At 64.8% G+C, this 15,199-nt stretch carries 12 protein-coding genes; 11 read left to right on the forward strand and 1 reads right to left on the reverse strand.

The genetic code is table 11. The annotated features are described in order from the left end of the window. Nucleotides 1–153: 153 nt before the first annotated feature. Nucleotides 154–2,937 carry a type VI secretion system ATPase TssH gene (gene tssH, locus ACFX5Q_RS14220; RefSeq protein WP_404278813.1) on the reverse strand — a complete coding sequence of 928 codons (2,784 nt, stop codon included), beginning with the start codon at nucleotides 2,935–2,937 and terminating at the stop codon, nucleotides 154–156. A gap of 334 nt (nucleotides 2,938–3,271) precedes the next feature. Here tssH and tssA point away from each other — a divergent pair, with 334 nt between their 5' ends. From tssA to icmH, 11 genes are read left to right on the forward strand one after another with little or no spacing between them, the layout of a single operon-like run. Beyond that, entirely contained in the window at nucleotides 3,272–4,444 is a 1,173-nt protein-coding gene (gene tssA, locus ACFX5Q_RS14225; protein WP_404278815.1) for a type VI secretion system protein TssA, read from the forward strand. Between the two features lie 8 nt (nucleotides 4,445–4,452). After that, nucleotides 4,453–4,992 (forward strand): type VI secretion system contractile sheath small subunit, encoded by a 540-nt coding sequence (gene tssB, locus ACFX5Q_RS14230; RefSeq protein ID WP_192182804.1) that lies wholly within the window; start codon nucleotides 4,453–4,455, stop codon nucleotides 4,990–4,992. A 3-nt stretch (nucleotides 4,993–4,995) separates the two neighbouring features. Next, entirely contained in the window at nucleotides 4,996–6,501 is a 1,506-nt protein-coding gene (tssC, locus tag ACFX5Q_RS14235) for a type VI secretion system contractile sheath large subunit (RefSeq protein WP_006204799.1), read from the forward strand. Between the two features lie 47 nt (nucleotides 6,502–6,548). Beyond that, nucleotides 6,549–7,004: a type VI secretion system tube protein TssD gene (locus ACFX5Q_RS14240; RefSeq protein ID WP_006204798.1), complete on the forward strand. Its 456-nt coding sequence runs from the start codon at nucleotides 6,549–6,551 to the stop codon at nucleotides 7,002–7,004. Continuing rightward, the gene (tssE, locus tag ACFX5Q_RS14245; protein ID WP_404279052.1) at nucleotides 6,991–7,746 is read left to right on the forward strand and encodes a type VI secretion system baseplate subunit TssE; all 756 of its coding nucleotides are present in this window, start codon (nucleotides 6,991–6,993) and stop codon (nucleotides 7,744–7,746) included. The genes ACFX5Q_RS14240 and tssE overlap by 14 nt, the downstream gene beginning before the upstream one ends. Before the next feature lies 1 nt (nucleotide 7,747). Then, nucleotides 7,748–9,622, forward strand: coding sequence for a type VI secretion system baseplate subunit TssF (tssF, locus tag ACFX5Q_RS14250; protein WP_404278819.1), 1,875 nt, complete (start codon nucleotides 7,748–7,750; stop codon nucleotides 9,620–9,622). Continuing rightward, nucleotides 9,586–10,653, forward strand: a complete 1,068-nt coding sequence (gene tssG / locus ACFX5Q_RS14255) for a type VI secretion system baseplate subunit TssG (RefSeq protein WP_404278821.1) — start codon at nucleotides 9,586–9,588, stop codon at nucleotides 10,651–10,653. Before tssF ends, tssG begins: the two co-directional genes overlap by 37 nt. Further along, nucleotides 10,650–12,035, forward strand: coding sequence for a type VI secretion system-associated FHA domain protein TagH (tagH, locus tag ACFX5Q_RS14260; protein WP_404278823.1), 1,386 nt, complete (start codon nucleotides 10,650–10,652; stop codon nucleotides 12,033–12,035). Before tssG ends, tagH begins: the two co-directional genes overlap by 4 nt. A 3-nt stretch (nucleotides 12,036–12,038) precedes the next feature. Continuing rightward, a complete protein-coding gene (gene tssJ / locus ACFX5Q_RS14265; RefSeq protein WP_006204793.1) occupies nucleotides 12,039–12,491 on the forward strand; it encodes a type VI secretion system lipoprotein TssJ in 453 nt (150 codons plus the stop codon). Nucleotides 12,492–12,530: 39 nt separating this feature from the next. Beyond that, nucleotides 12,531–13,865 (forward strand): type VI secretion system baseplate subunit TssK, encoded by a 1,335-nt coding sequence (gene tssK, locus ACFX5Q_RS14270; RefSeq protein WP_404278826.1) that lies wholly within the window; start codon nucleotides 12,531–12,533, stop codon nucleotides 13,863–13,865. Between the two features lie 4 nt (nucleotides 13,866–13,869). Further along, on the forward strand, nucleotides 13,870–15,198 hold the full coding sequence (gene icmH / locus ACFX5Q_RS14275) for a type IVB secretion system protein IcmH/DotU (protein ID WP_404278828.1): 1,329 nt from the start codon (nucleotides 13,870–13,872) through the stop codon (nucleotides 15,196–15,198). Nucleotide 15,199 lies beyond the last annotated feature (1 nt).

The following is a 15,199-nucleotide window of genomic DNA, read 5'->3' on the forward strand; positions in this document are numbered from 1 at the left end:
GAGCAATTCCAGGAAAAGTGTGAAACGGTTTTCCGTCCGGAATTGCGTCAAAACAAAGAGATAGAGCGGTTCGGCGTGGCCGTGAAACGATGAACCGCTCTAGTGACAGCCACACCCATTTCCTACGGTAGGAAGATATTCCAGAAGAAATGCCTACTCGAAAGAGTAAGTAAACCCTTCCGCTGAAGCGCCAACCGTCACTTTCGTCAGCTTCTCACCCTCGAGCGAGCGGTTCAGCACGCCGCGGCTCAGTTCCGGCAGCAGCGTGTTGGTCAGGATGGCATCGATCATCCGCCCGCCGGATTCGATCTCGGTGCAGCGCGCCTTGACCAGGTCCATGACGCCGTCGCCGATCACCAGTTCGGCATCGTTGGTGGCCCGCAGCCGGCGCGCGATCTTGGCGAACTGGTGGCGGGTGATCGCTTCGATCATCTGATCCGAGAGCGGATAGTAGGGAATGGTCACCACACGGCCAAGGAAGGCCGCCGGAAACACCTTCAGCAGCGGGCTGCGCAGCGCCGTGTCCAGATCGTCGAGCCCAGCCCGCATCGTGCCGTTTTTGGTGCGGTCCATGATGACTTCGGAGCCGACATTGGAGGTGAGCAGGATCAGCGTGTTCTTGAAATCGATCCGCCGGCCCTCGCTGTCGTCCATCATGCCCTTGTCGAAGACCTGGAAGAAGATCTCGTGCACGTCGGGATGCGCCTTCTCGACCTCGTCGAGCAGGATCACCGAATAGGGTTTGCGCCGCACCGCCTCGGTCAGGATGCCGCCCTTGCCATAGCCGACATAGCCGGGCGGCGCGCCCTTGAGCGTCGAGACGGTATGCGCCTCCTGGAATTCGGACATGTTGATCGAGATGAGGTTCTGCTCGCCACCATAGAGCGTCTCGGCCAGCGCCAGCGCGGTTTCGGTCTTGCCGACGCCAGACGGGCCGCAGAGCAGGAACACGCCGACCGGCTTTTCCGGCGCGCCGAGGCCGGCGCGGCTGGTCTGCACGCGCTTGGCGATCATCTCCATGGCATGGTCCTGGCCGACCACGCGCTCGGACAAGGTGCCGGCCAGCCGCAGCGCCTTTTCGGTCTGGCTGGACAGCATGCGTCCGGTCGGGATACCGGTCCAATCCTGCACCACGGCAGCCACCGCATTGCGGTCGACCGACGGCAGGATCAGCGGTGTCTCGCCTTGCGCTTCGGCGAGTTCCGCCATCAGTTCGCGCAGCCGCGTGAGATCGGCAGCCGGATCGGGCGCGGGCGACCCGGCTGTCGCCGTCGTCTCCGGCTCGGCCTCAGCCGTTTCGGTGTCGGACGCCTTGGCCTCGGACACCGCCGTCCCGGCCGCATCCGCAGCCGCCATTTCGCCGGCGGCCTCCTCCGCCGCCACCGCATCGAGCGGCACGCCCTCGCCGCGCAGCCTGGCGCGCAGGTCGAGGATCTCGGCGACCAGCGCCTTTTCCCGCTCCCAGCGTGCCTGCGCGGCGGCAAGCGTGCCTTCGGTCTCGGCCAGTCCCGCGTCGACCCGTGCCTGCCGCCCGGTCACCTCGATGCCGATCGCAGCCTCGCGGCCGATGATGCCGTTCTCGACCTCCAGCGCCTGACGGCGGCGCAGAATGTCCTCGACCTCGGCCGGCGTGGCGTGCTGCGATATCGCAACGCGGGCGCAGGCGGTGTCGAGCAGGCTCACTGCCTTGTCCGGCAGTTGCCTGGCCGGGATGTAGCGGTGCGACAGGCCGACCGCCGCCTCGATCGCCTCGTCCAGTATCTGCACCTTGTGGTGCTGCTCCAGAACGCCCGCCACGCCGCGCAGCATGAGAACGGCCACCGCCTCCGACGGTTCATCGATCTTGACCACCTGGAAACGGCGCGTCAGCGCCGGATCCTTTTCGATATGCTGCTTGTATTCGGCCCAGGTCGTTGCCGCGATCGTGCGCAGCTCGCCGCGCGCCAGCGCCGGCTTCAAAAGATTGGCGGCATCGCCGGTTCCGGCGGCACCACCGGCGCCGATCAGCGTATGGGCTTCGTCGATGAACAGGATGATCGGCTTTTCGGAGGACTGCACCTCGTCGATGACCGCCTTTAGCCGTTTCTCGAATTCGCCCTTCACGCTGGCGCCCGCCTGCATCAGGCCGACGTCGAGCATATGCACGCTGACATTCTGCAGCGTTGGCGGCACGTCGCCCTGGGAGATGCGGAGCGCAAAGCCCTCGACCACGGCAGTCTTGCCGACCCCTGCCTCGCCGGTGAGGATCGGGTTGTTCTGGCGACGCCGCATCAGAATGTCGACGATCTGCCTGATCTCCGGATCGCGGCCGACGACCGGGTCGATCTTGCCGTCGCCGGCACGCTGGGTCAGGTTGGTCGCATATTTGGCCAGCGCAGAGTCTCCGCCCGGACCCCGTTTCATCGGCGTCTCGGCATCGGGTGCCGTCGGAGCGTCGCCCGCTTCGAGCGACCCTTCCGTCACCTCGGCAAAGCGCTTGATGACGGCGTCGGCATCGATCTTGTCGAATTCGGCGCTGATTTTCGACACAAGGCCTTCCAGCACCGGCGTCTTCAGGCAGGCAAGCAGGATATGCGAACTGCGCACCTCTTCGACACCGAATTCCAGCGCCGCCAGGTTCCAGCCCTCCTGGATGGCGTGAAAGATATGGTCGGAAAACTCCTCCACCGAAGTCGCGCCATAGGGAAGCTTATCTACAGCGCGCGTCATGTCGGCCGTTAGCCGGCTGACATCCATCTCTGCGTCGGCGACGATCATTTGCACGTCCGAGCGCTCCGAAAGCACCAATTGCTGGACGAAATGGACGAGTTCGACATAGGGATTGCCGCGCATCTTGGCCGTGTCGGCCGCAGCCTTGAAGGCGCGGACGCCGACAGGGTTGAGCTTAGCGACCAGTTCCTTGCGCTTGAAGCTCTGCGATGCCCGGCGCTGTTCCATCGAACCTGCTCCTGAAACCTGCCAGCCGATACCCTGCCACATAAGCAGCATCTTGACAAAGCACACGACGAATGAACCGCCCGGACGTCGAGTCGGCCGACGTCTGGCATTTCACGAAACGCCCCGCATCTCCGCGAAAACAAACATGAAATTGCCCCCGCCTATGCGATGCATTTCACATACGGAGTTCGGTAAACACGCCAGGTTCCCGCAAGCGAGAATGGTCGCGTTTAGCTTCCGTTAGTTTTTGAGCAGCTGTTGAATTGTGATAAAGTGACGCAGTGTGATAGATGTTTGATCACGCAGGTCTCAGGGCCGCTTGCTGGGGGTTCGTGTGATTGATCTCGCACTCTGGCTGAATCCTTTGGACGGTGAAAACCCGTCTGGGGGAGATTTGCGCAACGATCCGGCCTTTCACGAGATCGAGCGGCTCACCGAACCCCAGGTCAAGGTCGTCCAGGAGGGTCACAACAAGCCGGTCGAATCCACCATTCCGGTCGACTGGCCTGCCGTGCTCGACAAGGCGGAAGAACTGCGCAGCCATGGCCGTGACCTGCGCCTGCTTGTCGTTGTCGCGCGAGCGCTGGCCAATGAAGAGAAACTGGCCGGGCTGACGCTTGGACTGAGCCTTATTGCACAAAGCATCGACCAGTATTGGGACACGATGCATCCGGCGTTGCGGCCGGGCGCTTCGCCACGCGATGCCGCCTTGCGCCGTCTCAACGCCTTGGCCGACCTACAAAACGGTCAGGACGGTTTGCTGGCGGATTTGCGTCAGATGACGCTTTTTGCGCCGCGCGGCATCGGGCCGATCAGCGGACGCGATCTGGAACAGGCAGCACTTGACGAGCGCGTCATGCTTCAGGAAGCCGCCTCGGGGTTGAATACGGCCGAAAAGGCGGCGCTGGCCGGTGCCCACAGCCAACTCCTCAACCGGGTGCGCAGCGGCTGCGCGGCGCAAGTGGATCAAGCCGGCGCCGAGATGACGTCGCTCGTCGCCGACGCCCGCGCCGCGATCGCGGCCCTCGACGCGGTCGAGGCCGCACTCAACGCCCGTCTCGAGGGCGGTGCCCCCGTCCCGGAGTTAAAGCGGTATCTGCAGCGTTTGCTGACGACGCTCGAACGCAACGCGGCCGCCGGGGCCGCTGCGAATGGCGCGGCAAAGCCGGCCCCGGCGCCGGCCGAACCGGCAATGCCTGCTCGAAACGGTCATGGAGCCGATACGATGGCAGGTGTGGCAAGCTACGCGGAGCCCGGCAGCACTGGCCTGCCTGACCGGATCTCCTCGCGCGACGACGTCGTGAAATGTCTCGACCTCGTGGTCGCCTTCTACGACCGCACCGAACCGTCGAGCCCGATCCCGCATCTGGCCCGCCGCGTGCGCCGCATGGTGCACATGGATTTTGTTGAACTGATGGAAGATCTCGCCCCTTCGGGGCTGAAGGAATTCCGGCTCCTGGCCGGCGTTCCCGACGCCAAGAAGGCCGCTCAGAAGGATGAAAGGTAGCAACACACATGCCAGCCGAAAGCAAAGCGAAGGTCATCGAACGAAATCGCGCGCCGCGGGTGCAGATCGCCTACGACGTGGAAACCTACGGCAGCCCGACGACGATCGAACTGCCGTTTGTCATGGGCGTGGTGGCCGACCTTTCCGGCGCATCGCAAACCAAGGAAGCCTCGAAGTCGGTGCTCGACCGCGCCTTCGTCGAGACCGACGCCAACCGCTTCCCCAAATTCATGGAAGCGCTGGGGCCCCGCGTGAAGGCACGCGTGAAGAACACGCTGCCACAGGTCGAAGGCCAGGAGCGCGACGAGGAACTGGCGCTCGATCTCACCTTCACCAAGATGGGCGATTTCGCGCCGGACAAGATCGCCGCGCAGGTTCCGCAATTGGCCGAGATCCTCAAGATGCGGCGTCAGCTCGAGGAACTGCTCGGCTTCATGGACGGCCGCGTCGATGCCGAAAAGCGCATCGCGCAATTGCTGAACAATGAGCCGCTTCTGAGCAAGATCGCCGGCCAGGCAATGTCCGACGACGACAAGGCTGGAGAGTAAATCATGGCCGAACAGCAAAAAACCGCACCAGCCGTCGCCGAGGCGGAAGGCATCGACCTCGGGGAATTCAGCGGACTCCTCGAGAAGGACTTCAAGGTCAAGAAAGACGACAGCGAAAAGCTGCAGCAGCTCGTGCGCAACCTCGCGCTCGCAGCGCAATCGCGCTCCGAGACCACAACCATTTCGTCCAACGCGATCAAGTCGATCAAGTCGCTAATCGCGGGCATCGACAAGATGCTGACCGAGCAGGTCAACGAGATCCTGCACGCACCGGAAGTGCGCGAAATGGAAGGCACCTGGCGTGGCCTCTGGTATCTCATCAACAACACTGAGACGGATCAGAAGCTGAAGATCCGGGTGATGAACATTTCCAAGGAGCAGCTGGCCGACACGCTCGAAGACTACGAAGGCCAGATGTGGGACCAGAGCCCGATCTTCAAGAAAGTCTATACGGACGAGTATTCGATGCTTGGCGGCGAGCCAATCGGCTGCATTATCGGCGCCTACGAATTCTCGAACCATCCGCGTGACGTCGGCCTGTTGCGCAACATCTCGGGTATCTGCGCCTCCGCGCATACGCCGTTCATCGCCGCCGCCTCGCCGCGCCTGTTCCGCATGGACAGCTGGCAGGAACTGCCAAACCCGCAAGACCTGCAGATGATCGTGTCGAACCCGGCCTATGCCTCGTGGCAATCGCTGCGCGAGAGCGAGGACGCGCGCTACATCGGCCTCACTATGCCGCGTGTGCTCGCGCGCCTTCCCTACGGTACGGACACCGTTCCGGTGAAGGGCTTCACCTTCGAGGAAGAGGTGCAGGCCGATCACAACAAATATGTCTGGATGAACGCCGCCTTTCCGATGGGCGTCAACATCAATCGCAGCCATAAGCTCTACGGCTGGGGCACGCAGATCCGCGGCGTCGAGAACGGCGGCACGGTGCTCAACCTGCCAGTGCACTCCTTCCCGACCGACGACGGCTCGATCGCGATGAAATGCCCGACAGAGGTCGCCATCGACGACCGGCGCGAGGCGGAACTGGCCAAGCTCGGCCTGATGCCCATCCTGCACCGCAAAAACACCGATCTCGCCGCTTTCATTGGCGCGCATTCGCTGCAGGACGACGAGACGCGCGCCGGACGCCTGGTCGATCCCGACGCCCAGTCGAACGAGCGGCTGAGCGCCAACCTGCCCTATCTTTTCCCGGTTTCGCGCTTTGCGCACTACCTGAAGGCGATTGCGCGCGACAAGATCGGATCGTTCAAGGAACGCTCCGACATGCAGATCTGGTTGACCGAGTGGATCAACCGCTACGTGCTGGCCAACCCGGCCTTCGCCGACGACAAGGCGCGCGCCAAGCGCCCGCTTGCCGCGGCCGAGGTCCAGGTCGACAGCGTGGAGGGGCGGCCGGGCTATTACAATGCCCGCTTCTATCTGCGTCCGCACTACCAGCTGGAAGGCATCAACGCCTCGCTCAGGCTGGTGTCGGAACTACCGTCCGTGAAGACGTGATTGCAGCAACCACATCTTGTTTTGTTTGAAAGCGGTGGAGAAAGACAATGGCAGTGAAAATCGATGGCTTTCTTAAGGTTCCGGATATCAAGGGCCCAAGCGTTCGTGACGGCCATGAGGACGAAATCGAAATCCATGGCGTCGATTACAAGATCGTCGCTCCGTACGATCCGAATTCGCTCTCGCGTCGTGGCCGCGTGTCCCTGGGCATGATCAAGTTCACCAAACACTATGACAAGGCCTCGCCCTATCTGAAAAAGGCGCTGTTCGACAACAAGGCGCTGGACGAAGTCGTGTTCTCCGCCCGCCGGACGATCGACGGAGAGACCAGCGACTACCTGGTCGTTACCCTGACCGACGCCTCGATCATGGAATACGACATGAAGCAGGCCGAGGACGAGGAAGACTTGATCGAGGAGGAGGTCAGCTTCGCCTACAAGAAGATCAAGTTCGTCTATGACAAGGACGACGAAATCGAAATGGATGTCTATGTCGGCAAGTGAGGCCCGGCGGCCCGGCGCGAACAAGCTGCAGCTAACAGGCAGTTCGCGCGCGAAACGCGAGGCGGTCCAACCCTCTCTTTGGGACCGCCTCGTCAACGACCTGCCGGGCCTGACCTCCGAAATAGACGGGCTGCGCCAGTTGTTGCAGGACGAGCTCGGCGCGGACCGGCTGGAAACCCTCGTTGCGGGCAGCGCGCGGCACATCGACGCCGACGCGGAGCTGACGCCGGACCAGAAACGGCGCCTGCACCGGCTGATCTTCCAGACCCAGCACCGCGCGGAGATCGAAAGCCGCGGCGTGGTGGTGTCCGCACGCGTGCTGAGAGAAGCCGTGCGGCGCGATATCGAGGCCTTGTTCAACACCGAACGATTCGAAGCCACGCCGCTTTTTTCCGACCTCGAAAAAGAACAGGCAATGGACAACCCGCCATCGTTCGCCGATTTTCCGGAAGTGCGCCGCAGCGTGGTCAATTATGGCGTGCCCTCTTTCTCGGGCCGTTCGTCGCGGGACTTCGACCGCGATGTGCTGGCGCGCGAGATCCGCTCCGTCCTTGCCACGTTCGAGCCGCGCCTGAAGGAGAGCGCGACAACGGTGACGGTCACCCTCGGCGACAAGACCGCGGGCCTGAAGATCGAGATAGACGCCGTGCTGATCATGACGCCGACACCGGAACGGATGCGACTGCGCACGACGATCAATCTCGACAACGGCCTGGCGCGGACCGAGCTTAGGGAAAGCTGAGATGGATCGGGTCTTCGTAGAATATTACGAGGAGGAACTGACCCATATCCGCGCGCTCGCAGCGGAATTCGCCGACATGCATCCGGCGGTGGCGCGCAATCTTTCGCTGGATACGGTGCCCTGCCCCGACCCCTATGTCGAGCGGCTGCTGGATGGCGTTGCCTTCCTTGCCGCGCGCACCCGGCTCAAGGTCGATGCAGAACGCTCGCGCTTCTCGCGCAGCGTGCTCGACGTCCTCTATCCCGATCTGGTCACGCCGGCGCCGGCAACCGCGATGGTAGTGTTGAAACCCGGCCAGCAGGTCCAGTCGATGATTGCCGGCCATGTCGTCAAGCGTGGCACGCGGCTGGTCTCCAGCCTGCAACCCGGCCTTTCGACGCGCTGCACCTTCACCACCGGGCAGGAGGTCATGCTGTGGCCGATCGCGGTCACTTCGGTCAGCTATTTCCAGGACCGCAGCGGGCTGGCAGCAGCCGGCATCGGGCCGGTCGGCGGCACTGCCGGCGTGGCGGCGCTGCGCATCGCACTGGCGCGGACCGGAAAGGGCAAGCTCAACGAACTGGCGATCGACCGGCTCGATCTTTATTTCGCCGGGCGCACCAAGGCGCCGCTGATCTTTGACGCCATCTTCGGCGCCTGTTCGGCGGTTGGCGCACGCGCGGAAGGCAAGACCAATCCGATATCGCCCCTGCCCGAGCCCGAAATGGTCGGCATCGGCGACGACGAAGCCTTGATGCCGCGCACCCGTCCGACATTCGAAGGCTACCGTCTGCTGCGCGAATATTTCATGATGCCCGAGCGCTTCCACTATGTGCGCGTTTCAGGGCTGCAGCCGGTCGTGCGCAGATGCGAGGCCGGGATCGAGGTCATCTTCCTGTTCCGGCGCCCGGTGCCTGAACTTGCCGACCTGGCGCCGGCGGATTTCGAACTCTTCGCGACGCCGATCATCAATCTCTTCGAACGAGAGTGCAACGTCATCGAACTCGATGCGCGCAAGACGCGACAGGTGCTGCATGCCGACCGCACAAGGGCGCGCGACTTCGAAATCTATCGGGTCACCCGTGTCGAGGACGCTGACACGGAAGGCAACGACGCCGAAATCCCCGAACTGTTCAGCCTGGGGCAGAACCGCGGCAGCGGCTGGGTCTATTCGACCGAACGGCGCCCTCGCCGGGCGACCGAGGATGAACGCCGCGACGGCCTGACCCGCACCTCCTACACAGGCGACGACGTGTTCCTGGCGGTTTCGCGTCCGGTCGCAAGCCCGGCGAACCGGCCGCTCAAGCGTCTCGATATCATGGCCCTTTGCACCAATCGCGATCTGCCGATCCTGGACGACAACCCGACCTTGACCCTGGAGACAGCCGATCCGGTCGAAACGGTCAGGCTTCTCGGTGCGTTGCGTCCGCCGCAGCCGGCGATCCCAGCGGCGCTGCCGGTCGGCGCCGAAGGAGAATCCCGGACCGACAATCTTGCCTGGCGGCTCGTGGCGCAGCTCGCGCTCAACTTCCTCAGCCTTGCCAAGGAAGGTCGTGGCGTTGACCCGCTGCACGCTTTGCTTGATCTCTATGCCGACCGCGGCGATCCGAGCCTCGCCCGCAACGTGTACTCGATCGTCCGCATCGACTCGCGTCCGATCATCGAACGGCTGCGGATCGACGGGCCGATGTGCTTTGGACGCGGCACGGAAGTGACGTTGCATGTGGACCAGTCGGTCCTGGCGGGGCAAAGCACGCTGCTGCTTTCGGGCCTGCTTGCCCGGCTGTTTGCCCGCCACGCCGGCATAAACGGCTTCGTGCGGACCCGCACGCGGCTGTTGCAGAAGCAGGAGGATGTGCCATGGCCGATGACGCCCGGCAATCGCTACCTGATCTAGACAAGGTCGAGCCAGACCAGGCCGGGAGGCTGTCCGAGGCGTTCGACTTCTTCGAGCTGTTGCGCCGGCTCGAACAGAAGGGCGGCTTGTTCGGCTATACCGGCCAGCCGGCCCGCGAGCCGGCAAGGCTGGGACAGCATGTGCGTCTCAGCTTCTCGGCCAGGGACGTCGTAGGTTTCCGCGAGGCAGACGACAAGACACCAGCGCGGGTCACGGTGGCAAATCTCGGCCTACTGGGACCTGAGGGGCCTATGCCGCTGCATTTGACGCGCTGGGTGCTCGATCGTCTGTCGCAGCGCTGGTTCACCGGCGCCGAGGCGCAGCAGACCAGCGACACGACGTTCGTGGACTTCGTCAACATTCTTCAGCACCGCATGATCGCCCTCTACTATCGGGCATGGGCGGATGCGCATCCGGCGGTGCAGGTCGAACGCGCTGTCGGTGGCCGCGTCCGCGCCATGCTCCAGGCGATGGCGGGTATCGGCCTTCCCGGCACCCAGGATCCCGATCTCGACACGGTGAAGCTTCGCCAGGCCGGATCGCTGGCCAGCCAGGTCGACGGCCCGGAGCGGCTGACGCTGTTCCTTGCGGAAGCGTTCAAGGTGCCGGTCCAGATCAAGGAGTTCGTCGCTGTCTGGATCACCATACCGGCGACATTCCAGACCCGCGTGGCCAAGGCCTACGCAGCACTCGGTCGCGGGGCGACGATCGGCCCTCGCGTTTTCAGCCGCCAAAGCCGGATCGAATTGCGCGTCGGCCCGCTCGGATTTGAGGACTTCAAGGCGTTCCTGCCGGGCGGCCAGCGTCTGAAACTGTTCAAACAGGCGGTTCGCGAGATGATCGGGGAAACGCTCGACGTCGATCTGCGCATCGTGCTGGCGCGCGAAGCTGTACCGCCGCCGCGTATCGGAACCGTCCAGCTCGCCCGGACCGCCTGGCTTGCGCGGCCCGCCGAAAGGGGAGATGCTGACGATCTGCGGCTGCGGACGATCGTTGGATGGCGGCCGGACATGGCGGAGGTCGCGGCATGAGTCTGCTGCTGACGCTGGAGCAAGGCCCACGCACCCAGGCGGTGCGGCAGACCCGGCTGGACGAGGGTGAGCTGGTGATCGGACGCAGTGCGGACGCGGGCTGGCAGATCGACGATCCCGACATGTTCGTCTCGCGTGCCCATTGCAAGATCTCGGGCGGGCAGGATGGGTACTTCGTCACCGATACGTCGAGCAGCGGGCTGTTTATAAACGATTCCGACAGCCCGCTCGGCGCCGGCAAATCGACCCGTCTGCAAAGCGGCATGCGGCTGCGGCTGGGCGACTATGTCTTGCATGTCGATCTGCAGACGCCGACCGGCCCCTCGCCCGCCGCCAGCCGGGCCATGCCGGAACGGTCGCCGCCTCCGTCGCGCGGGCCGGTGAGCATCGGCCGCGACGATTTCTTCTCGGCCAGGACCGAAGAGGAGCCGCGACGGCCGCGGCCGGCCGATCTGCCGAACCCGTTTGAGCAGCCTGTGCCGGGAGCCTTCGAGCGCGCCAACGCGGACCAGCACAATTCTCCGGCCTTCGACGACCCGTTCAGCCTCGACCCGGTGCCATCGCTCAACGGCGCGGCCGAGCCTGCTTCGCCGAAGCCGCCTTCATTCGAGGACGATTTCGGCTTCGGGCCGGCCGAGCCACCCGCTTCGGCGAACGGCGCCTCGCCAGGCGGCCAGCGAGAGCGCGCCGCCGAACGGCCGCAACCGACGAACCCGTGGGATTTGCCGGTGCAGGCGCCGGAGCCACCTCCGCCGCCACGCCCGGCCGCCGCTTCCCGGCCTGCCCGCCCGCCGGCAGCAGCGCCGCAGGAGGACATGGCGCTTCGCAGCGCATTCCTGCGCGGAATGGGCGTCGAGGAAGCCGATTTCCCCGGACGCGACACCATCGCCGAAATGGAGAAATTCGGTCGCGAATACAGGCTGATGATGGAAGGCCTGATGCAGCTTCTGCGCAAGCGCGCCGAGGAAAAGGGCAACGCCCGCGTCGCCCAGACGATGGTCGGGGCCTCCGAGGTCAATCCGCTCAAATTCCTGCCGACCGTCGACGACGCGATCGTGACCATCATCGCCGAGCGCAGCCCAGGATTTCTTGCCGGCGAAGCGGCGATCGCCGATGCGGTCCGCGATCTTGCGCAGCATCACGTGCGAGCCTGGCGCGGCGTGCAGGCAGCGCTGCGCCAGATGATCGACCGCTTCGACCCGGCGATGATCGAGGAAGAGCTGAAATCGAATTCCGCGATCGGCACCCTGCTTTCGGGCGGGCGTGGCGCCAAGCTGTGGGAACTTTACCAGAAACGCCATCGTGAAATCGCCGAGAGCGCGGAGAAGAGCTTCCTTGGCGAAATTGGCGCCGATTTTCGTGACGCATATGAGGAGGAGTGAAACATGATCGACCGACGCGAATTTGTCATTGCCCTGGGTGCGACCGGGCTGCTTGCGGCTTGCCAGAGCGGCCCGCCGAAACCGTCCGTGATCACGGTCAACCTGACCGGCGCGGCCGGCATGAACCCGGGACCAGGCGGCGGCGATCGGCCGGTGACGGTCCTGATCATGCGGCTGCGCAGTACCGGCAAGTTCAATTCGGCCGATTATTTCGCCCTGCAGGGCGATGCCGGCTCGGCGCTGGGGGGCGACCTCATCGGCTCCGACCAGGTCTCAGTCGGACCGGGAAAGTCCGCGTCCAAAACCATCACCGTCGAGCCGGACGCGGCTGCATTGGGCTTCGTCGCCCTCATTCGCGAGCCTGGCGGGCGAAACTGGCGGACGACCAAGTCGGTCTCTGCCGGCTCGACATTCACCGTCAACGTCACGCTTGGCAGCGGCGGCATATCCGCCTAGCGGCCAGGGCAAGGGGTGCTCGATGCAGGAAGTAGCGGCATGAGCGATGCAAACAGGGTGCTGTGGTCCGAAGGGCTGTTTCTGCGGACCCAGCATTTCCAGCAGCAGGACCGGTTCTTCGAGGCGACCGTGCGCGGCGCATTGCAGGCCGGGCAACTGCACACGTTCGGCTTCACCCAGTTGACGCTGGACCAGGCCTTGCTCGATGCCGGCCAGGTGTCCATCTTGTCGGCGCGGGGCATCTTCCCGGACGGCACCCCTTTCTCCATTCCGGATCTGATGGACGCGCCGCGACCGCTGCCGGTCACCGCCGACACCGGTGCCGGAGCCGTACTCGTCGCCCTGCCGCTCGAGCCTGCCGGCGGCGTCGGCTTCGACCCGGCGCACGCGCCTTCGGCCGGAGCGCGCTACCATGGGCGGATCGTTTCGGTCCGCGATGCCGTTCAGGGTGGGTCGGACGCGGAAGAAATCGAAATCGCCCGCCCGCAGGCGCTGCTGCTTGCGCCCGGCAAGTCGGTCGGTGGTTACACCGCTCTGCCGATAGCCGACGTCAAGGGGGTGCGGGCCGATGGCGGCGTCTCGCTGGACGAGACATTCCTGCCGCCGACGCTGATAACAGGTGCCGTAGCCTGGTACCGGCAATTGCTTCTCGAAGTCGTCACCGGGCTCGACCAGATCGCCGAGGCGCATGGCAAGATGGTGCTCGGCGGACCGGGGCGCAGCGTCGAAGACCTTTTGATGCTCAACCTCGCCAACGCGGCCCGCCCGCGGCTGGCGCACATGCTGGCGCAGGATGTCTTCCATCCGGCCGAGCTTTACCTGGAACTTGCCGGTCTCGCCGGTTCGATGGCGACCTACGGTTCGAGCGCGCGACGGCTGGGCGAGTTGCCGGCCTACGATCACATGGCGCCCGGCCCCGCCTATTCGGCGCTGGCGGATGCGCTGCGCTCGCTCATCCTCAGCCTGCGCTACATCGAGCCGAAATCGCGCGCGCTGCCCGTCATGCGGCATTCGACCAATGTCTGGAAAATCCGCATCGACAACCCGAAGCTGCTGGTCGCCAGCCGCATCGTCATCCGGGTCGGCTCGGAGCTGTCTGAGGATGCGTTGCGCAAGATATTCGTCAATCAGGCCACTGTCGGCTCGGCCGACCAGTTCGAGGGCCTGTGGAAATCGCGCCTGCCGGGCATTCCGCTGAAGCCGCTGCATTCGCAGCCCCGCGAAATCCCTTATGACGGCGACCGGCTGTGCCTGGAACTCGACCAGAAGAGCGAGCATTGGGCCTCGCTGCTCGATGCTCCCGGCTTCGTCATCGGCGTCTCCGGCGTATTGCCGAGCGAGCCGCAGGTGGACTGCTACTCGGTGAACAGGTGAGATCATGAGCCGGGATGATCCTTTCGGACTGTCGGAGGATCGCGAACGCACCCGCATTCGGCTGACCGGCTCGCCGATGCCGCGGCCGATGGCGCCGCTGCTGCCGGGTGTGCCGGTCAAGCGCGCGCGAGCGCACCCGAATGCGCTCGTCAACGCCTTCGCGCCCTTGCTCGAATTCGCGCCCGAGCTTGAAAGCGCGCTGCCGCCGGAAAACCCGGAAGCGTTGCGCACCCGGCTGCTCGACGAACTGGTTCGCGCCCGCGACACGGCGATGGCGGCGGGATCCTCGATGGAGCGGGCCGATCAGGCGGCGTGGGTGGTCGCGGCCTTGCTCGACGACCTGGCCCTGAACACGCCGTGGGGCGGCGCCAGCGCATGGCCGCGCCAGCCGCTTGTGGTCATGCTGCGCGGCGACGTCGATGCCGGGACGCAGTTCTTCACCCGTCTCGACGAACTGGAACGCCACCCCAATCGGGATCGCGAACTCCTCGAGCTGCAATATCACTGCCTGGCGCTTGGTTTCCGCGGCAAGTACCGGGTGCCCGGTCGTTCGGGCGACCGCTCGATCAATGCCGTGCGCGTGGCGGCGGCACGCTTCCTGCGCGACGCCGACGCCGAAGGCGCGCCGCTGTCGCCAAACTGGAAAGGCGTGATCGCCTCCGACGAGCCGCAGCGCTTCATCGTTCCGATCTGGGTGATGGCGCTCGCCGCGGCCGTCATCGCCACCGCGATCCATGTCGGGCTGTCGATGGGACTGAGCAGCCAAGCAGTCGAGCTTTCCGCATTGGTTCGCGCGCTGCCGCCGCCCAGTCGCGCCGACATCACCCGCGCCTCGCCGAAGGTCGAAGAGCCGCCACCGGAGGCGGTGAGCGTGGATTTCGCGCTGCTGCCGGAATTCGAGGCCGGCGCGCCGGGCGACCTCAAGAAGGCGCTCAGCGGCACCGAGAGCGTCTCGCTGGCCAGGCTGGTCATCCAGGCCTCGAATCCCGAACTGTTCCAGTCGTCGCGGGCGACGTTGACGGAAGGTTTTGAACCGCTGATCGGCTCGATCGCCAAGGTGATCCTCGCCAATCAGGAACTGATCGGGCAGATCACCGTGGTCGGCCACACCGACAGCATTCCCCTGCAGAGATCCAACCCGCTCTCCACCAACCAGCGGCTGTCGGAAGAGCGCGCGGCGACCATTGCCGAGATGTTGGTGCAGAACGGCGTGCCGCAGGACCGCGTTCGTTCCGAAGGCCGCGCGGCCACCGACCCGGTGGCCGATGACAGCACGCGCGAGGGCCGGGCCTTGAACCGGCGCGTCGAGGTGCTGGTCGAGAAGAGGCTGTGAC

Source organism: Mesorhizobium sp. IMUNJ 23033 (assembly GCF_044778005.1).
Taxonomy (GTDB): domain Bacteria; phylum Pseudomonadota; class Alphaproteobacteria; order Rhizobiales; family Rhizobiaceae; genus Mesorhizobium; species Mesorhizobium amorphae_A.